This is a genomic window from Streptomyces sp. NBC_00057 (genome assembly GCF_045041165.1).
In the GTDB taxonomy this organism is placed as follows: Bacteria; Actinomycetota; Actinomycetes; order Streptomycetales; family Streptomycetaceae; genus Streptomyces.
Genome location: NZ_CP108256.1, coordinates 1,520,830 through 1,537,116, shown reverse-complemented (window position 1 = coordinate 1,537,116; position 16,287 = coordinate 1,520,830). Strand labels below are relative to the sequence as shown.

Sequence of the window (16,287 nt, the reverse complement as noted above, 5' to 3'; positions counted from 1 at the left end):
GCGTAGGGCTGCTGCGTCAGGCGGATCTCCGGTTGCGTGTGTCAGGAGTGCTCGGTGGGCGGGGGAAGGAGAGCACCACTGGTGAGACCGGACCGCGCCAACGAAGCCGCACGCTCACTGAGCTCTGTCAGAAGCCTGACATGCTCCTCGAACTCCGACAGAGCCCGGAAGGCGGCGCCGTACCGCCGTTGCTCATCGATGGCCATTTGAGGGATCCGGGAGCCACGGGTGTCGACGCGGAACGTGCCGCTGGCGCTGGTCGAGCGCCGACTGTTGGCGGCGCTTCGAAGGAATCCATTCAGGTAGTCGGTGTCCAGTTGCTCGCTGGTCGACACCGCCGTGTCCTCCGCCGTTTCCACCAGCCCGGCACGTGCCAGCTCCGAGACACTGACGACAGCCCCGTTCCGAAGGCTGCCCGCATCTCCTTCTGACAGTTTCGGCAGTGCGCTGAGCAGCGATTTCAGCTGCTCGTCGATTGCCGCACGTGCCGCTTCGTACTCCGCGGTGAGGTCGGCGTGCCTGGCGGAGACATGCGCTGCGGGAGTCAGGTCGACGACGTCGTTGAGCAGATCGATACGGGCGACATCCGCAGTCCGGCCCTCCGCCGGCTCCAGTGACCCGTCGGGATCGATGGCGGTGAGGTCCGTCATGTGCACGAAGCCAGTGGTGTCGTCCGGACGGCTGGGGCGTCTGAGTACCCACAGGTGCACGGACAGGGCATGCGCAGAGGCCATACCCGGCGGCAGCGCCACGACGTGAGTGAGCAGGCCACGGCGCACGATCTCGGCGCGAATCCGGCGCCCGGCCTTGCGGTAGGCGGCGGACGGCGGCATCACCACGACAACCCTGCCGCCCGGGGCCGTGTGGTGGTAGCAGTGCTGGAGCCAGGCGAGTTCGCTCTCCGCACGGGAGGGCACGCCGAATTCCCAGCGGGGGTCAAGGAGGAGGTCCGCCCGGCCCCAGTCGGCGACGCCGACCGGGGGTTCGCACACAACCAGATCGGCCTTGAGGCCACGCTGCTGATCCGAGCGAAGAGAGTCACCTGTGCTGATGGTGACGTGAGAGACACCAGTCACTCCTGCACGGAGTTGCGCGTAGCGAGCGTTGACCGGATCGATCTCCTGGCCGATCAAGGAACGCGCGTGGGGGGCGAAGGCGAGCAACAAGGAGCCGATGCCGCAGGCCGGATCGAAAACCTCACCATGCTGCTCGCCGACGAAATGCTTGATGGCCCGGATGAGTCGTGGCGAGGTGACACCGTCGGAACCGGCACGGCCCGAAGACTCGACATACCGTGCCGTCAGCCCGGCCAGCAGCTCGGCCGGAGAACGCTCCGTGGCCAGCTCATCGACCAGAGGTCTGAGAGCGGAGCCCTCCTTGCTCCCCACCTGCCCTTCGGGCTGCGAGAGGATTTCCGCGACGGTGGTGAGGCCGCGGATCATGTCGTCGCCGTGCATGCCGCGCAGCTGTTGCCACAGGCGCACCTCGTCGGACATTTCCTGGCCCTTGTGCTGCCTGGCAAGCCAGGCACGTACCTCGGAAAGCGAGAAGAGCGGACTGCTGCTGCTGTCCGTCGCAGGTGCGGGGAAGTCGTCGTAACGTCGACGCCAGTTCGACACGGCGGCACGGGTGACTCCCGCCAATCGCCCGATCTCAGCGGCGGTGACGAGGGAATCTGCCGTGGGGGGCACGCCGTCGCTCTTCATACACCCAAGGTACACGGACGACCTTCGAAAGGACATGTATAGCTCGTTTGCGATGTAAACAAGCCTAGTGTCACCATGTGGTCGCAGAGTGAAAGGAGGATGGGTCCTGGTTGGTGACGACAGGCCGGAACGGCGCTTTGCGCGGTGATATCCAATGGCTGTCGCAACCTGTGCTGCGCAAGCGCGCCGACCGAACCGACAAGGAGCCTCATGTCCGACGAGCGCCCGGTGTTTGAGCTGCGCATGCCCGGCGGGGGCGGGATCGACCGGGCGCGTGGCCCCGCAAGTGAATCGGCCGATGCGTGGCTCGCGGTCGAGCTTCCGCGGTTCCAGCGATGCACATCCCTGCCCTTATGGTCAACAATGCTCCAAAAACGGGCTCAGGTGATCACATAAGTGGCGAGAATGGTCGTGATTGGTGCCGAAGAACTCACTGAATTTCCCTATAGTGAAGCCGCGTTGATCTTCCGACCGCAACGCGCGAAGCCTTCGGCACAGGAGAGTCCGCACGATGACGACGCCCGCATCCGGCGTGCCCGAGTGCTCGTCCGTCCCCGTGTCAGCGCCTGGCGGAGGTTGCCCGGCGAGCGCCGTTGCGTCCGCCGTACGGCTCAGCGGTCCCGAGTTCCACACCGAACCCCATCTCGTCTACCGCACCATGCGAAGCGAACACGGGCCCGTTGTGCCCGTCGAGCTGCCCGGCGGATTTCCTGCCTGGCTGGTCATCGGGTACCGCGAACTCCACCAGGTGACCAGTGACGGCGAGTTGTTCCCCAGGGACGTCGGACTGTGGAATCAGTGGGAGCACATCCCGGAGGACTGGCCGCTGTTGCCGATGATCGGCCGGCCGATGCCATCCATCTACTTCACAGCGGGGGCCGAGCACCGCCGTCACGCCGCGATGGTGGGGCAGGCCCTGGAAGAGGTCGAGCCATTCGAACTCCGGGGAGACTGCGAGCAGTTGGCCGACCGGCTCATCGACGGGTTCTGTGAACGCGGTACGGCCGATCTGATCGCCGATTTCGCCGTACCGCTCCCCGTACTCGTCCTTGCCCGTCTGGTCGGCTTCCCCGATGAGGATGGGACGCGGATCGCCGGCGTGTTGAGGGATCTCGCCGACGGCGGACCGGGTGCGCAGGAGGCTCATCTGCGGTTCGGGGAGCACATGCAGCGGCTGTTGGCGGCCCGGCAGGCCGTGCCGGGGAACGATGTGACCTCCCGGATGCTGGCGTACCCCGGCGAGTTCACCGATGAGGAGTACGTGCTCGACCTGATGGCCATCACGGCCGCGGGTCACCTCACCACCGCCGACTGGATCGGCAACTCGCTGCGGCTGATGCTCACCGACGATCAGTTCGCCGTCGCGCTCTCCGGCGGACGGCACAGTGTCGCCGAGGCCATGAACGAGGTGCTCTGGGAGGAGGGTCCGACGCAGATCCTTGCCGGTCGCTGGGCGGCCCGTGACACCCGGCTGGGCGGCAGGAGCATCCGTGCCGGTGACATGGTGCTGCTCGGTCTGGGCGCAGCCAACACCGATCCGCACATCCGGCAGCATCTCTCGACCACGGCAGGGATCTCCGGCCAGGGAGGCAACAGCGCGCATCTGGCGTTCAGCCACGGCGAATACCGCTGTCCCTTCCCCGCCCAGGAGATCGCAGAGATCACCGCCCGTACCGGCATCGAAGTGCTGCTCGACCGGCTGCCCGACCTGGAGCTGTCCGTGCCGGCGCAGGAGCTCGTCCGGCGACAGTCCGCCTTCCTGCGTGGGATGACTGCGCTGCCCGTCCGGTTCACCCCCGTACGTCCGACAGGAGACTTCGCTTGAACTGCCCGCACGCTGCTGCTCAAGAGGCCACTTTGCGTGGCGGGGTCGTCGTCATCGACCCGCTGGTCCAGGATCTCGACGGTGAGACGGCGCGGCTGCGTGACGCCGGTCCGCTCGCCAGGATCGAATTGCTCGGCGTTCCGGCCTGGACCATCACCCGGCACGCCGTGGCCCGTCAACTGCTCGTCGACCCCCGCCTGGTGAAGGATCTCGACGCCTGGGGGCTCTGGCAGCGCGGGGAGGTCACGCACGCCTGGCCGCTGATCGGCATGATCGATGCCGGGCGTTCCATGTTCACCGTGGACGGGTCGGAGCACCGACGGCTGCGTACCAAGACCTCCCAGGCACTCACACCGCGCCGGCTGGAGGAGATACGCCCGAAGATCGAGAAGTTCACCGAGGAACTGCTCGATGCCCTCGCCGAGCAGAGCGAAAAGAACAAGGGCGGTGCGGTCGACCTCAAGTCCGTGTTCGCGCAGCCGTTGCCGATGCGGGTTGTCGGCATGCTGATGGGGGTGGACGAGGCCGAGCACCCCATGCTGATGAAGCGGTACAAGGCGTTCTTCTCCATGCTCACACCGCAGGAGGAACGCCTGGCACTGCTGGCCGAGTTGGATGTCTTCTACGCCGCCCTCGTACGCGAGAGGACCGCCCGGCCGACCGACGACCTCACCAGCGCGCTCATCCTTGCCGAAGAAGGCGGAGAGCCACTCACCGAGGAAGAGGTGGTGGGCAATCTCAAGGCGATGGTCGCCGCCGGGCACGAGACCACCATCGGGCTGATCCTGAATGCCGTACGGGCCCTGCTCAGCCACCCCGACCAATTGCGCAAGGTTCTCGACGGCGAGATCCCGTGGGAGACGGTCATCGAGGAGACGCTGCGCTGGGACACCCCCACCACCCATCTGCTGATGCGGTTCGCCACCGAGGACATTCAGGTGGGCGACGACGTGATCGCGAAGGGCGAGGGCGTGGTGATCTCCTACCGCGCCATCGGCCGTGACATCGAGCAGCACGGGCCGGACGCCGATGTCTTCGACATCACCCGGCCGGCCCCGATCCGCCACATGACCTTCGGCCACGGCCCCCACATCTGCCCCGGAGCGGCGCTCTCCCGTGTGGAGGCCGGCATTGCCTTGCCCGCACTGTTCCGGCGCTTCCCCGGACTGCGGTCGGCCCTTGCGGACGAGGAGATCCGCAAACTGCCGGTGATGACGCAGAACGACATGGAAGCGTTTCCGGTCCTGCTGCACGGCTGACGCGTATCGAGGAGACACCGAGGGCTGCCCGAACCGTCCGGGCGGCCCTCCGGCCTGTTCGGAGGATCGGGGCAGGACAGGTCACCGCGGCCGCGCCCGCCGGGACGGTCACGCACCAACCCGCCGAGTGCTGTTCGACGGATCGCCACCGTGCCCACACCGCGTCGCTCTTTCGCAGCCCGGCGGACTCTGGAACACTCCAGTCGCTTGCGCCCCCATACCTCCTCACCCCACAGAGGTCCTCACCCATGGCTGAACTCGACCGACGCCGCTTCATGCAACTCGCCGGAGGCACTGCCGCCTTCACCATGCTGTCCAACAGCATCGCCCGCGCTGCGTCCCTCCCGGCCAAGGGCGCCACCGGCACCCTTGAGGACGTCGAGCACATCGTCGTGCTGATGCAGGAGAACCGCTCGTTCGACCACTACTTCGGCACACTCAAGGGTGTACGCGGCTTCGGTGACCCGCGTCCGGTGACCTTGCCCAGCGGAAAACCGGTGTGGCACCAGTCGTCCGGCATCAAGGAAGTGCTGCCGTTCCGGCCCAAGGCCGACAACCTCGGGCTCCAGTTCATCCAGGACCTCAACCACGACTGGGCGGGCAGCCACTGGGCGTTCAACAAGGGCAAGTACGACCAGTGGGTCCCCGCCAAGTCGGCGACGACGATGGCCTACCTCACCCGCGAGGACATTCCGTTCCACTACGCCCTCGCCGACGCGTTCACCGTCTGCGACGCGTACCACTGCTCCTTCATCGGCTCCACGGACCCCAACCGCTACTACATGTGGACGGGATACACCGGAAACGACGGCACCGGCGGCGGCCCCGTGCTCGGGAACGACGAGGCAGGGTACGGGTGGACGACATATCCCGAACGGCTGGAGAAGGCCGGGGTGTCCTGGAAGATCTATCAGGACATCGGCGACGGGCTCGACGCCGCCGGGTCCTGGGGGTGGATCAGCGACGCATACCGCGGGAACTACGGCGACAACTCGCTGCTCTACTTCAACAATTACCGCAATGCCAAGCCCGGCGACCCTCTCTACGACAAGGCGCGCACCGGGACCGACGCCAAGAACGGCGACGGGCTCTTCGACAGGCTCCGGGCCGATGTGAAGGCCGGGGCCCTGCCGAAGATCTCCTGGATCGCCGCCCCGGAAGCCTTCACTGAGCACCCCAACTGGCCCGCGAACTACGGTGCCTGGTACATCGCGCAGGTGCTGGACGCGCTGACGTCCAACCCGGAGGTGTGGGGGAGGACCGCCCTGTTCATCACCTACGACGAGAACGACGGCTTCTTCGACCACATCGTGCCGCCGTACCCGCCGTCCGGGGCCGCGCAGGGGCTGTCCACCGTGGCGACCTCCGCCGACTACTTCGCGGGCAGAATAGGTTACGCCGCAGGCCCGTACGGTCTGGGGCAGCGCGTGCCGATGCTGGTCGTCTCGCCGTGGAGCACCGGAGGGTTCTCCTGCTCCGAGGTCTTCGACCACACCTCGATCATCCGGTTCATGGAACGTCGCTTCGGGGTGAAGGAACCGAACATCTCGCCCTGGCGTCGCGCCATCTGCGGTGATCTCACCTCCGCCTTCGACTTCGGCCGTACGGACACCGCCCCGGTCGCCCTGCCCTCCACGGACGGGTACCTGCCCCCGGACCGCAACCGGCACCCCGACTACGTGCCCGTGCCGCCCGCCGTCGGCAGCATGCCGAAACAGGAACCGGGATCCCGGCCCACCCGGCCGCTTGCGTACGCGCCGTTCGTGGACGGCTCGGCGAACCCGGCCACCGGAAAGTACGGCCTCACCTTCAGCGGTGGCGGCGCTGCCGGGGCGCAGTTCCTGGTGACGTCCGCCAACCGTACCGACGGACCGTGGACGTACACCACCGAGGCGGGCAAGAGCCTCTCCGACGCCTGGAACACGGCCTATTCGAGCGGTGTGACCAACCTCAGCGTGTACGGTCCGAACGGATTCCTCCGCACCTTCAAGGGGCCCGGCCGGACGGCGGGGCCCGAGGTGACCGCCCGCCACAACGCCACCGATGGACATCTCGACCTGACGATGAATCACGCTGGTTCCGGGGACGTCCATTTGACGGTGCGCGACGCATACGCCGGATCCGTCCAGACGTTCACGGTACGCGCGGGCGCGACCGTGACCCACTCGGTGGACCTGCGGGGGAGCAGCCGCTGGTACGACATCTCGGTGGTCTCCGACACGGACACCACATTCCTGCGCCGCTTCGCCGGCCACGTCGAGACGGGCGAGGCGGGTACGAGCGATCCGGCCCTGATCACCGGCTGAGCCGCAGTCCGGGCGGGGCCGGGGCGGGGGCAGACGTCCATGACCCCGCCCCGCCTGTCAGCCCAACGCGTCCGCCAGGGCGCTGTCCGCCGCAGCGCGCGACTCCTGCCACAGCGTGGTGACCGGCACCCACACATGGACACCCCCGGTCATGCCCACGGTGGCCGCACGGAAGGTGACGCCCAGGTGGGAGGGGTCGGCCGAGACGGACAGGCTGCCGACGACATGCCCTTCGGTGGCCGCCGGGTCCGCAGTGCGGACTGTGGCGTATGCTCGCTCGCCCCGCGCGAGGACGTAGGGTCCGCTCTCGGCGGGCGGCACGGCTTCGGCGGAGCCGTCCAGACCCCGGAAGGTGATCGTCGGGATCCGGTCCACGACACAGGCCCGGTCGCCATGGTTGGTGACACTGATACGGGCGACGTTTTGCTGCCCGCCGGGCGAGGCATGCACATCGAGGGCCTTCTCCGGACAGATCCCGGGGAGGCTCACGGCCCGGGTGGCCGCGGTGCCGGTCGTGGCCGACGCCGCGGTGGCGGTCAGCGTCAGGGCGGCTGCGACGCTGAGGGCGGAGACGAGAGCGGAGCGGAGACGCATGGTGTTTCTCCCGTTGGATCGACAGCCTGCGGATGTGGCCGGACGGCCCCGCGGTCGGTGAGGCCGACATCGCCAGTGTGACCGGTGTACCCCGATCCTCGCGACAGAACAGACATATCGGTTCGATATATCTGGCGTTATCTGGCGTCGCCACGCAAAATATCTGGCGTCGCCACGCAAACTCCATTCGCCCGGGCGCCCGCGTGCTGCCCGGAGAACGGGGCGCTGGGCGAAGGTGCGGGAGACCGCCGCGGCCACCCCACCCCGTACCCCGCTACCGCGCCCGGACCGTCGCCATCACTTCGCGGTCCGGCTGCAGCGTCAGCGTCGGTACGGGGTTGACGGTGCCCGGGTCCACCTCCAGTTCGAAACGGCGTGCCAGCACGGCCAGGATCAGCACCGCCTCGACCATCGCGAACCGTGTGCCCAGGCAGACCCGGGGGCCGCCGCCGAACGGGAACCAGGCGTACTCCGCGATGTCGTCGCCCTCCTGTGGATCCCAGCGCTCGGGACGGAATTCCTCCGGCTCGGGAAACCACCGCTCGTCGCGGTGCGTCGCCCACTGACTGGTCCACACCCTGGTGCCCTCCGGCATCGGCACACCGCCGATCCGCGCACCCTCCTTGGCGACGCCGGTGACGAGCCAGATCGTCGGGTAGAGGCGCAGGGTCTCCTTGACCACCGACTGGGTGTACGTCAACCGGGCATAGTCGTCGAACTCCGGCTCACGGTCGCCGAGTACCCGCTCCAGTTCCTCGGTGAGCGCGGCGCGCGTCCGCGGATTGCGGGACAGCAGATACCAGGCCCACACCAGAGTGGAGCTGGTCGTTTCGTGCCCACCGATGTACAGGGTCACCGTCTCGTCGCGTATTTCCTGGTCCGTGAGGTGCGCACCCGTCTCGTCTACCGCGGTCAGCAGCCGGCTCAGCAGATCGGGGCGATCGTCCCCGCCGTCGCGGTGACGGGCGACGACCCGTCCCACCTCGGCGTCGATGACCGCGGCGGCCTTCCTGATCCTGGCCCGGCCAGGTGTCGGAACCCAGTCCGGCAACAGCGCGCCGATACCGGCGAACTCCTTGCCGATCTCCCGCTGCGCCACATCCATCGCCCGGCCCATCGCATCGGCGTCGGCCGGGGTGTCGACGCCGAAGATCGTACGGACCGCGATCTTCTGCGTCAGTGCCGCCATCTCGCGCTTGATGTCGATGCGTTCACCACCGGACCAGGTGTCCGCCAACTCCACCGTGCTGCTCGCCATCGTCGCCGCGTACGAGCGCACCTGCTTGGGGCGTACGGAAGGCTGCACCAGTGAGCGCTTCCGCCGCCAGTCCGTACCGCGGGCGACCACAACGCCGTTTCCCAGCACGGTCCGGAACGCGACACCGAGTACGGGCTGGTCGAAGGTGCGTTCCGTCTCGGTGAGCAGCTCGCCTATGCACTCCGGATCGGCTATGTACACACACGGGTTGGGGCCGAATCGCCAGCCGACCATGTCGCCGTGACCGCGCAGTCGCTCGAAGAAGGCGAGGGGATTCTTTCCGAACTGTGGCAGGTTCCCGAGAAACGGCAGCCCCTTCGGGCCCGGCACGATCGTGTGGCCTCGCGGCTCGGCATCGACGGCCGGCCCGGTCTCCGTGGACATGAAAGTCTCCGCTCCCTTGTGGCGCATCCGACGTGATGCGCAGCGACCTGACTTCAGCAGTACCGCACGGCATGGAAGGTGTCATCGACCTTGTGCAGTACGTGAGTTGTCGAGGGTAGCGGCCGCCGTGCCGAGAACGTACGGGCGGCTGGGCGGTCGACGGGATCTGTCCGCCGTCGCCGGACGGGTCCGGGTTCTGAGCCCGTCCGGCGGTGCGGTCCGGTGGGCTCGTGGTCCGGAGCCCGTTGCGCGATGTGCGGGTCAGACGCCCGGCGGGACCCGGGACGGGCGGCCGCTGCCGCGGGTGAGGGAGTAGCCGAAGACGGCCGCGAGCGCCCCCAGTACTCCGCCGCCGACCGTCCACAGCCAGCGGTCGGTCCACCAGCCGGAGGCCCAGCCGTCCTCGGGCTCGCTGCCGAGTGCGACCTTGGCCGACGCGTCATCGCCACTCGAGGCCGAGGCGTCCGACGCCTGCTCGACGGAGGACACACCAGGGACCAGCGGCTCGGCGAGCGTGCCGTCCACATCCGCGGCGCCGCCCTTGTCAGCCGCCGTGACCTCGACCTCGGTCTGCACCGGAAGGCCGAGGTCCGCCGAGGGCAGATCGACGACCGTGAGGCGTACGTAGTAGCTGCCCGGCAGCGGGTCGTTGGCCCACGGCTCGGACCAGGCGCGGACGGTCCGCAGCACGCAGGTCAGCTCGACGGTCGACGCGTCGGCCGCCGCCTTCCCGGTCTGGCGGCCGTACATGCAGGCCTGGCGGCGCCGCAGCCCGTCGTACACATCGACCTGCCAGGTCGACGCGCCGTGCCGGGTGGCGCTCTCCGGCAGGGTGATCTTCGCCTTGACGGTGGCCCGCTGGCCCGCGTCGGCGGGGAACACCCAGTACAGGTAGTCACCCGTGGACGCCCCGGCGGTGGCGCGCTGGTTCTGCTGGACCGCAGTGGCCGTACGGAAGGTGGTGCCGGCCTCGGTGGGGCCGGACCCGCCGTCCGAGGCGCTCGGGCTCGCCGACGGGTCGTCGGCCGCTGCGGCGCCCGCCGAGGTCAGCAGGGCGAGGCCGGTCAGGAGCGCACCCGCGAGTACACGTGTTGTACGCATCAGTTGGTCCTCCAGACGGCGATGCGCCAGCGCGAGATCCAGCCGGTCAGCAGACCCGCGACCAGTCCGGTGAGAACCAGTACGCCCAGCAGCCACCAGCCGCGGCCGAGACCGAACGCGGCGACATCGGCCGCGTCGTCCGGGGCGTCCACCAGGTCCACGGTCAGTTCGAGGGGCATGCCCGGCGCGGTCTTCACCGAGGCGGGGGCCGAGTAGGAGTTGCTGACCTGGAGGCACACGGTCTCGGCGGCGGGCTTGTCGCCGCTGTCCGTGTCGTCCTGCTCGGGCTTCGGGTAGCGCAGGCCGGAGGAGATCGCATCGGTGCGGCCGGTGCCCGACTCCGAACCCCGGACGATTTCCCGGCCGTGTACGGTCACCGCCCGCAGCAGCACGCCGTAGTCATTGTTCACGGCACGGTCCGCAAAGACGCTCACCGATGCGCGCAGCTCCTGACCGGGCGGCACATCCACCCGGTACCAGCGGTGCTCGCCGAACTTCTCCCGGTCGGTGTACAGGCCCGCCTTGAGCTGTGGTGCCGTGGAGCAGCGGTCCGCGCCCTCGGTCGCCACGGGAGTGACGACGGGCTCGGCGGCCCGGTCGACCAACTGCTTGACGCGGCCGGAGAGTTCATCGGTGTGCTGGACGGCGGTGTAGGTGCCGCCGGTGGCCTCGGCGATACAGGTCAGCTGCTCGCGGATCTTCGTGTTCGGCACCAGGCCCAGCGTGTCGATGACGAGGTGGATACCACGGGCCGCGATGTCACGTGCCACCTCGCACGGGTCGAGCGGGCCGCAGGTGTCCTCGCCGTCGGTGATCAGTACGATCCGGCGGGTGGAGTCGCCGCCTTCGAGGTCGTCGGCGGCGCCCAGCAGGGCCGGGCCGATCGGGGTCCAGCCGGTGGGGGCCAGGGTGGCGACCGCGGTCTTCGCCTCGGTGCGGTCCAGCGGGCCGACCGGGTAGAGCTGCTTGGTGTCCTTGCAGCCGACCTTCCGGTCATTGCCCGGGTAGTCGGCGCCGAGCGTCCGGATACCGAGCTCCACCTCCTCGGGTACCGCGTCCAGGACCTCGTTGAACGCCTGCTTCGCCGCGGCCATCCGGGACTGGCCGTCGATGTCACGGGTCCGCATGGAGCCACTGACGTCGAGCACCAGCTCGACCTTGGGGGAGGCTTGGGCGGGGGCTTCATCGGCTGCGGCGGGGAGCGCCGAGCCGAGCCCGGCGGTCAGGGTGGCGAGCAGGATGCCCACCCCGACCGTCAGCCTTCTTCTTATGATCATCGCCGGATACTATTGAAGATCGCTTCGCACCCCCAAACCGGTCCGGAGGTGGTCGGGGGACCGTTCACCGGGGCCGTCGAGGTGAAGTGACAGCCAGTCAGTACCCCTTGCCGGGTGTGCAGAGGTGTGTGGCGCCGCGCAGGAATGCGGCGCGTGTGGGGTGTACGGGTGTCAGACCCCGCCCAGCAAGGGGCCCGTGGCCCGTTCCAGCACCGTGCCGACCCGCTCCCAGGTGGCCGAGTCCCGCTGGACGGCGGGCAGTTGGGTGTCCTCGCCGGTGTTCCAACCGGTGGCGATCGCGACCGGGTCCTCGCCGGTTGCCGCCGCGGCGGCCAGCGCGGCCGCACCCAGAGCCACCAGTTCGCCGCTCCCGGGCACGATCACCGGCCGGCCGGAGAGCCGCCGTACCGTCTCCACCCAGGTGCGCCCCTGGGCGCCGCCGCCGATCAGGCGCAGCGGCCGGGCCGCCACCTCGGGGTCGGCCGGGTCGAGGCCGCAGGCCCGCAGGAGTTCGTCGAGGGCCCGCAGCACGGTGAAGACCGCGCCTTCGTAGGCGGCGCCCAGGAGTTGCTGCGGGGTGGTGTCGTGCCGCAGCCCGGTGAGCAGGCCGGAGGCGGTGGGCAGATCGGGGGTGCGCTCGCCGTCGAGGTAGGGGAGGAGTACCGCCTCGCCGCCGGGGGCCGCGTCGTCGCGCTCCAGACCGAGCAGTGCGGCGACCTTGTCCACGGCGAGCGTGCAGTTGAGGGTGCAGGCCAGCGGGAGGTACGTACCGTCCGCCGCGGCGAAGCCGGAGAGTGCCGTCGACGCAGGCCGTGTCCGGGAGGCGGCGAAGACCGTTCCCGAGGTGCCGAGGCTGAGGACGGGGTGGTCCAGCAGTCCGGCGCCGCCCAGTCCGAGGCCGACGGCGGCGCTCATGTTGTCCCCGGTGCCCGCGGCCACGGCGATTCCCGCCGGCAGGCCGAGCGCGTCGGCCGCTTCGGCGGTCAGCGAACCGATGCGGGTCGCGCCGGTCTCGGCGACCTCGGGCAGCAACGCGACGTCCAGGCCGAGGAGTTCGAGGAGTTCGGGGTCGTACGCACCGGTCGCGGTGGAGTACCAGCCGGTGCCCGAGGCGTCACCGGGGTCGGTGACGGCGGTGTCTGTGAGGCGTTCGGTGAGGAAGTCGTGGGGGAGACGTACAGCCGCGGCCGCGGCGGTGTTCTCCGGTTCGTTCTCCCGCAACCACTGCCACTTCGTCGCGGTGAGGGAGGCCACCGGCACGGATCCGGTCCGCGCGGTCCAGGCCTCGGCCCCGCCCAGTGTCGCGGTGAGGGCGGCGGCCTGCGGGGCGGAGCGGGTGTCGTTCCACAGCATCGCGGGGCGCAGTGGACGCCCCGTCCGGTCGAGGACGACCAGCCCGTGCTGCTGCCCGGCGACAGCGATACCGATCACGGCGGAGGCGGCGACGCCGGACTCCTTCAGCCCGGCGGCGACGGCGTCGCACAGCGCCTGCCACCACACCTCCGGGTCGCTCTCGCGGGCACCCGCCTCGCCGGTGACGACATGCGGTGCCCGGCCGACGGCGAGCAGCCGGCCGGTTCCGGCGTCGACGAAGGCGGCTTTGGTGGACTGGGTGGAGCTGTCCACACCGATGACGACAGTACGCGGCGGCATGGGTGACCTCATTCCTGTGCTGCGGGGAGATGACCGCGGGGAGACGGATGCGGCGAGATGGCTGCGGGGCATGCATCGCTTCGGGGGGTGGTTGCTGGGATGCCGCCACGGAAATTTGATCGTACGGAAAACAAATTACGCGATCGAGCCTGCCGGGAACAGTGATCTCTCCGGATTTCTGACCAGCAGGGGGTTTACGTGCCGGACGCGCTCGGTGCATGATTAGTCATGCCAGTAAACAAATAGGGTTCGGCCACCTCGACCGGTCATGGAACCCGACAGCACTGAAGGCGGCCAGACGATGACGGAACGCTTCACGCCCACGCCCGACGACAAGTTCACCTTCGGACTGTGGACGGTGGGCTGGCAGGGGCGCGACCCCTTCGGCGATGCGACCCGCACGGCGATCGACCCGGTCGACTCCGTGCGCCGGCTGGCGGAGCTCGGTGCGTACGGTGTGACATTCCACGACGACGACCTGATCCCGTTCGGCTCGACGGACACCGAGCGCGAAGGGATCGTGAAGCGGTTCCGGCAGGCGCTGGACGCGGCCGGACTCGTCGTCCCCATGGCGACGACGAACCTCTTCACCCATCCTGTGTTCAAGGACGGCGCGTTCACCGCCAACGACCGGGACGTACGCCGCTACGCCCTGCGCAAGACGCTGCGCAACATCGACCTCGCCGTCGAGCTCGGCGCCACCACTTATGTGGCCTGGGGTGGCCGCGAGGGCTCCGAGTCCGGCGCCGCCAAGGACATCCGGGTCGCCCTCGACCGTATGAAGGAAGCCTTCGACCTGCTCGGCGACTACGTCACCGAGCAGGGGTACGACCTGAAGTTCGCCATCGAGCCCAAGCCGAACGAGCCGCGCGGCGACATCCTGCTGCCGACCATCGGTCACGCCCTCGCCTTCATCGAGCGTCTGGAGCGCCCGGAGCTGGTCGGCGTCAACCCGGAGACCGGGCACGAGCAGATGGCCGGTCTGAACTTCCCCCACGGCATCGCGCAGGCACTCTGGGCGGGCAAGCTCTTCCACATCGACCTGAACGGTCAGTCCGGCATCAAGTACGACCAGGACCTGCGCTTCGGCGCGGGTGACCTGCGCCAGGCGTTCTGGCTCGTCGACCTGCTGGAGACGGCCGGCTACCAGGGCCCGCGGCACTTCGACTTCAAGCCGCCGCGGACCGAGGACTACGACGGTGTCTGGACCTCGGCCGCGGGCTGCATGCGCAACTACCTGATCCTCAAGGAGCGCGCCGCCGCCTTCCGCGCCGACCCCGCCGTGCAGGAGGCGCTGCGCGCGTCCCGGCTCGACGAGCTGGCCCGCCCCACCGCTGAGGACGGCGTCGCCGGGCTGCTGGCCGACCGGTCGGCGTTCGAGGAGTTCGACGTGAACGCGGCGGCGGAACGAGGCATGGCGTTCGAGGCCCTGGACCAGCTGGCGATGGACCACCTGCTCGGGGTCCGCTGATCCCGGCCCGCAGCGACGCGGGGCCACGGGGGTGGGCCGGACACCAGGTGTCCGGCCCACCCCCTCGCGTTCGCGTGGAGCGGCCGACGCCTGTACCCGGTGGGGGGCAGATCGGCCGGTTGTCCGGTCCGTGCCCGTGCGGGCGGATCAGCCGGTTGCCGGCCCGCTTCCGCGCAGGGGCGGATCAGCCGGTTTCCCGGCCGTCCGCGTACGCCACCGGGTCGGCCAGTACCCTCGTCATCACCAGCGCCGCAGCGCCCCGCGCCGCGTCACCCGCCACGGACGAGGCGCGCAGACGGCCGCTCCCGGGGGTCCAGAGCCCGGACACCACCCGGCCGGTCAGCTCCTCGTCGGCGGGTGGCGACAGCCACGGCATCAGGTTCCGGTAGATCCCGCCGAGGACCACGGCGTCCGGGTCGAGCAGATTCACCGTCCCGGACAGCACCCGCCCCAGCATCCGGCCGGCCTCAGCGACAGCGGCCACCGCCCGCTCGTCCCCGGCCCGGGCGCGCCGTTCCAGCTCGGCCACCCCGGAGCCGCTGCCGGACTCCTGGATCCCGGCGGCCCGCAACAGCGCCGCCTGTCCCGCGTACTGCTCCAGACAGCCGCGCGAGCCGCACCGGCACTGCGGTCCCTCCGCGTCCACCACCACGTGCCCGATCTCCCCGGCGAACCCGTGCGCCCCGCGCAGGAGTTCACCGTCGATGACCACGGCACCACCGACGCCGATCTCGCCCGTCAGATAGAGGAAGCTGCGGACCGTGTCGAGTCCGCCGAACCAGAGTTCGGCGAGCGCCGCCAGATTGGCCTCGTTCTCCGAACTCACCGGCAGCGCCTCGCGACCGGGTTGCTCGGCGGCGAGCGAAGCGGCGAAGAGTTCCTCGGCCGGAACCTGATTCCAGCCCAGGTTGGGCGCCTGGCGCACCGTGCCGCCGGAGACCAGACCGGGCAGCGCGAGCGCCACCCCGACCGGGGACAGTTCCTGCTCGCGCGCCGACTCCAGGGTGCGCGCCGCGATTCCGGCCGCCCGCGCCAGCACCTCCGCGGGCGGCGCGCCGCGGTTGTCGAGGTGCTCGGTGAGCCGTACCCGGCCGGTGCCCGCCAGATCGACGACACATACCGACACATAGTCGATGTTGACCTCCACACCGAGCCCGGCAGGCCCCGTGCGCGCCACTTTGAGCGCGGTCCCGGGGCGCCCCGCCTGCCCGCTGAAGGTCTTGCCGGACTCGGTGAGGAACCCGATGTCGATGAGTTGCTCGACGAGCGAGGACACCGCGGCCCGGGTCAGCCCCACCCGCGCGGCGACGCCGGCCCTGGTCGCCTCGCCCTCGTCACGGACGGCCCGCAGCACCAGACTGAGGTTGCTCCGGCGCACGGTGTCCTTGTCGGCCTTGGGCCCCAGCGGTGTGAGGTTGCTCTTCATGGTGGATCCGAGCCTATGCGATCCCTT

Annotated in this window: 11 protein-coding genes; 4 read left to right on the top strand and 7 right to left on the bottom strand. The window is 69.5% G+C overall.

What is annotated here, in order from left to right; all coding sequences use genetic code 11:
- Nucleotides 1-41: 41 nt before the first annotated feature.
- A complete protein-coding gene (locus tag OG953_RS07370) occupies nt 42-1,706 on the bottom strand; it encodes a class I SAM-dependent DNA methyltransferase (RefSeq protein ID WP_405683131.1) in 1,665 nt (554 codons plus the stop codon).
- Between the two features lie 511 nt (nt 1,707-2,217).
- Between OG953_RS07370 and OG953_RS07365 the strand changes: the two genes are divergently transcribed.
- From OG953_RS07365 to OG953_RS07355, 3 genes are all read left to right on the top strand, one after another.
- A complete protein-coding gene (locus OG953_RS07365; protein WP_405683130.1) occupies nt 2,218-3,531 on the top strand; it encodes a cytochrome P450 in 1,314 nt (437 codons plus the stop codon).
- Nucleotides 3,528-4,790 (top strand): cytochrome P450, encoded by a 1,263-nt coding sequence (locus OG953_RS07360; RefSeq protein ID WP_405683129.1) that lies wholly within the window; start codon nt 3,528-3,530, stop codon nt 4,788-4,790. The genes OG953_RS07365 and OG953_RS07360 overlap by 4 nt, the downstream gene beginning before the upstream one ends.
- A 248-nt stretch (nt 4,791-5,038) precedes the next feature.
- On the top strand, nt 5,039-7,096 hold the full coding sequence (locus OG953_RS07355; RefSeq protein ID WP_405683128.1) for a phosphocholine-specific phospholipase C: 2,058 nt from the start codon (nt 5,039-5,041) through the stop codon (nt 7,094-7,096).
- Between the two features lie 57 nt (nt 7,097-7,153).
- On the opposite strand, the gene OG953_RS07350 is transcribed toward OG953_RS07355, so the two are convergent.
- The 5 genes from OG953_RS07350 to xylB all read right to left on the bottom strand — a co-directional run bounded on the left by OG953_RS07350 (nt 7,154) and on the right by xylB (nt 13,363).
- The gene (locus OG953_RS07350) at nt 7,154-7,690 is read right to left on the bottom strand and encodes a DUF4232 domain-containing protein (protein WP_405683127.1); all 537 of its coding nucleotides are present in this window, start codon (nt 7,688-7,690) and stop codon (nt 7,154-7,156) included.
- A 274-nt stretch (nt 7,691-7,964) separates the two neighbouring features.
- A complete protein-coding gene (locus OG953_RS07345; RefSeq protein ID WP_405683126.1) occupies nt 7,965-9,332 on the bottom strand; it encodes a cytochrome P450 in 1,368 nt (455 codons plus the stop codon).
- A 261-nt stretch (nt 9,333-9,593) separates the two neighbouring features.
- The gene (locus tag OG953_RS07340) at nt 9,594-10,433 is read right to left on the bottom strand and encodes a hypothetical protein (RefSeq protein ID WP_405683125.1); all 840 of its coding nucleotides are present in this window, start codon (nt 10,431-10,433) and stop codon (nt 9,594-9,596) included.
- Nucleotides 10,433-11,710, bottom strand: a complete 1,278-nt coding sequence (locus tag OG953_RS07335; protein ID WP_405683124.1) for a VWA domain-containing protein — start codon at nt 11,708-11,710, stop codon at nt 10,433-10,435. Before OG953_RS07335 ends, OG953_RS07340 begins: the two co-directional genes overlap by 1 nt.
- A 171-nt stretch (nt 11,711-11,881) precedes the next feature.
- A complete protein-coding gene (gene xylB / locus OG953_RS07330) occupies nt 11,882-13,363 on the bottom strand; it encodes a xylulokinase (protein WP_405683123.1) in 1,482 nt (493 codons plus the stop codon).
- Between the two features lie 301 nt (nt 13,364-13,664).
- Between xylB and xylA the strand changes: the two genes are divergently transcribed.
- Nucleotides 13,665-14,834: a xylose isomerase gene (xylA, locus tag OG953_RS07325; protein WP_405683122.1), complete on the top strand. Its 1,170-nt coding sequence runs from the start codon at nt 13,665-13,667 to the stop codon at nt 14,832-14,834.
- A gap of 184 nt (nt 14,835-15,018) precedes the next feature.
- Here the strand turns inward: xylA and OG953_RS07320 are convergent, their stop codons facing one another.
- Nucleotides 15,019-16,260 carry an ROK family protein gene (locus OG953_RS07320; protein ID WP_405683121.1) on the bottom strand — a complete coding sequence of 414 codons (1,242 nt, stop codon included), beginning with the start codon at nt 16,258-16,260 and terminating at the stop codon, nt 15,019-15,021.
- Between the last annotated feature and the right edge of the window lie 27 nt (nt 16,261-16,287).

What these genes read in the sequence shown, in the direction of transcription:
- OG953_RS07365 (WP_405683130.1), top strand. Translation starts at nt 2,218, where the DNA reads ATGACGACGCCCGCATCCGGCGTGCCCGAGTGCTCGTCCGTCCCCGTG.
- OG953_RS07370 (WP_405683131.1), bottom strand. Translation starts at nt 1,706, where the DNA reads ATGAAGAGCGACGGCGTGCCCCCCACGGCAGATTCCCTCGTCACCGCC.
- OG953_RS07355 (WP_405683128.1), top strand. Translation starts at nt 5,039, where the DNA reads ATGGCTGAACTCGACCGACGCCGCTTCATGCAACTCGCCGGAGGCACT.
- OG953_RS07335 (WP_405683124.1), bottom strand. Translation starts at nt 11,710, where the DNA reads ATGATCATAAGAAGAAGGCTGACGGTCGGGGTGGGCATCCTGCTCGCC.
- OG953_RS07350 (WP_405683127.1), bottom strand. Translation starts at nt 7,690, where the DNA reads ATGCGTCTCCGCTCCGCTCTCGTCTCCGCCCTCAGCGTCGCAGCCGCC.
- xylA (WP_405683122.1), top strand. Translation starts at nt 13,665, where the DNA reads ATGACGGAACGCTTCACGCCCACGCCCGACGACAAGTTCACCTTCGGA.
- OG953_RS07320 (WP_405683121.1), bottom strand. Translation starts at nt 16,260, where the DNA reads ATGAAGAGCAACCTCACACCGCTGGGGCCCAAGGCCGACAAGGACACC.
- OG953_RS07345 (WP_405683126.1), bottom strand. Translation starts at nt 9,332, where the DNA reads ATGTCCACGGAGACCGGGCCGGCCGTCGATGCCGAGCCGCGAGGCCAC.
- xylB (WP_405683123.1), bottom strand. Translation starts at nt 13,363, where the DNA reads ATGCCGCCGCGTACTGTCGTCATCGGTGTGGACAGCTCCACCCAGTCC.
- OG953_RS07340 (WP_405683125.1), bottom strand. Translation starts at nt 10,433, where the DNA reads ATGCGTACAACACGTGTACTCGCGGGTGCGCTCCTGACCGGCCTCGCC.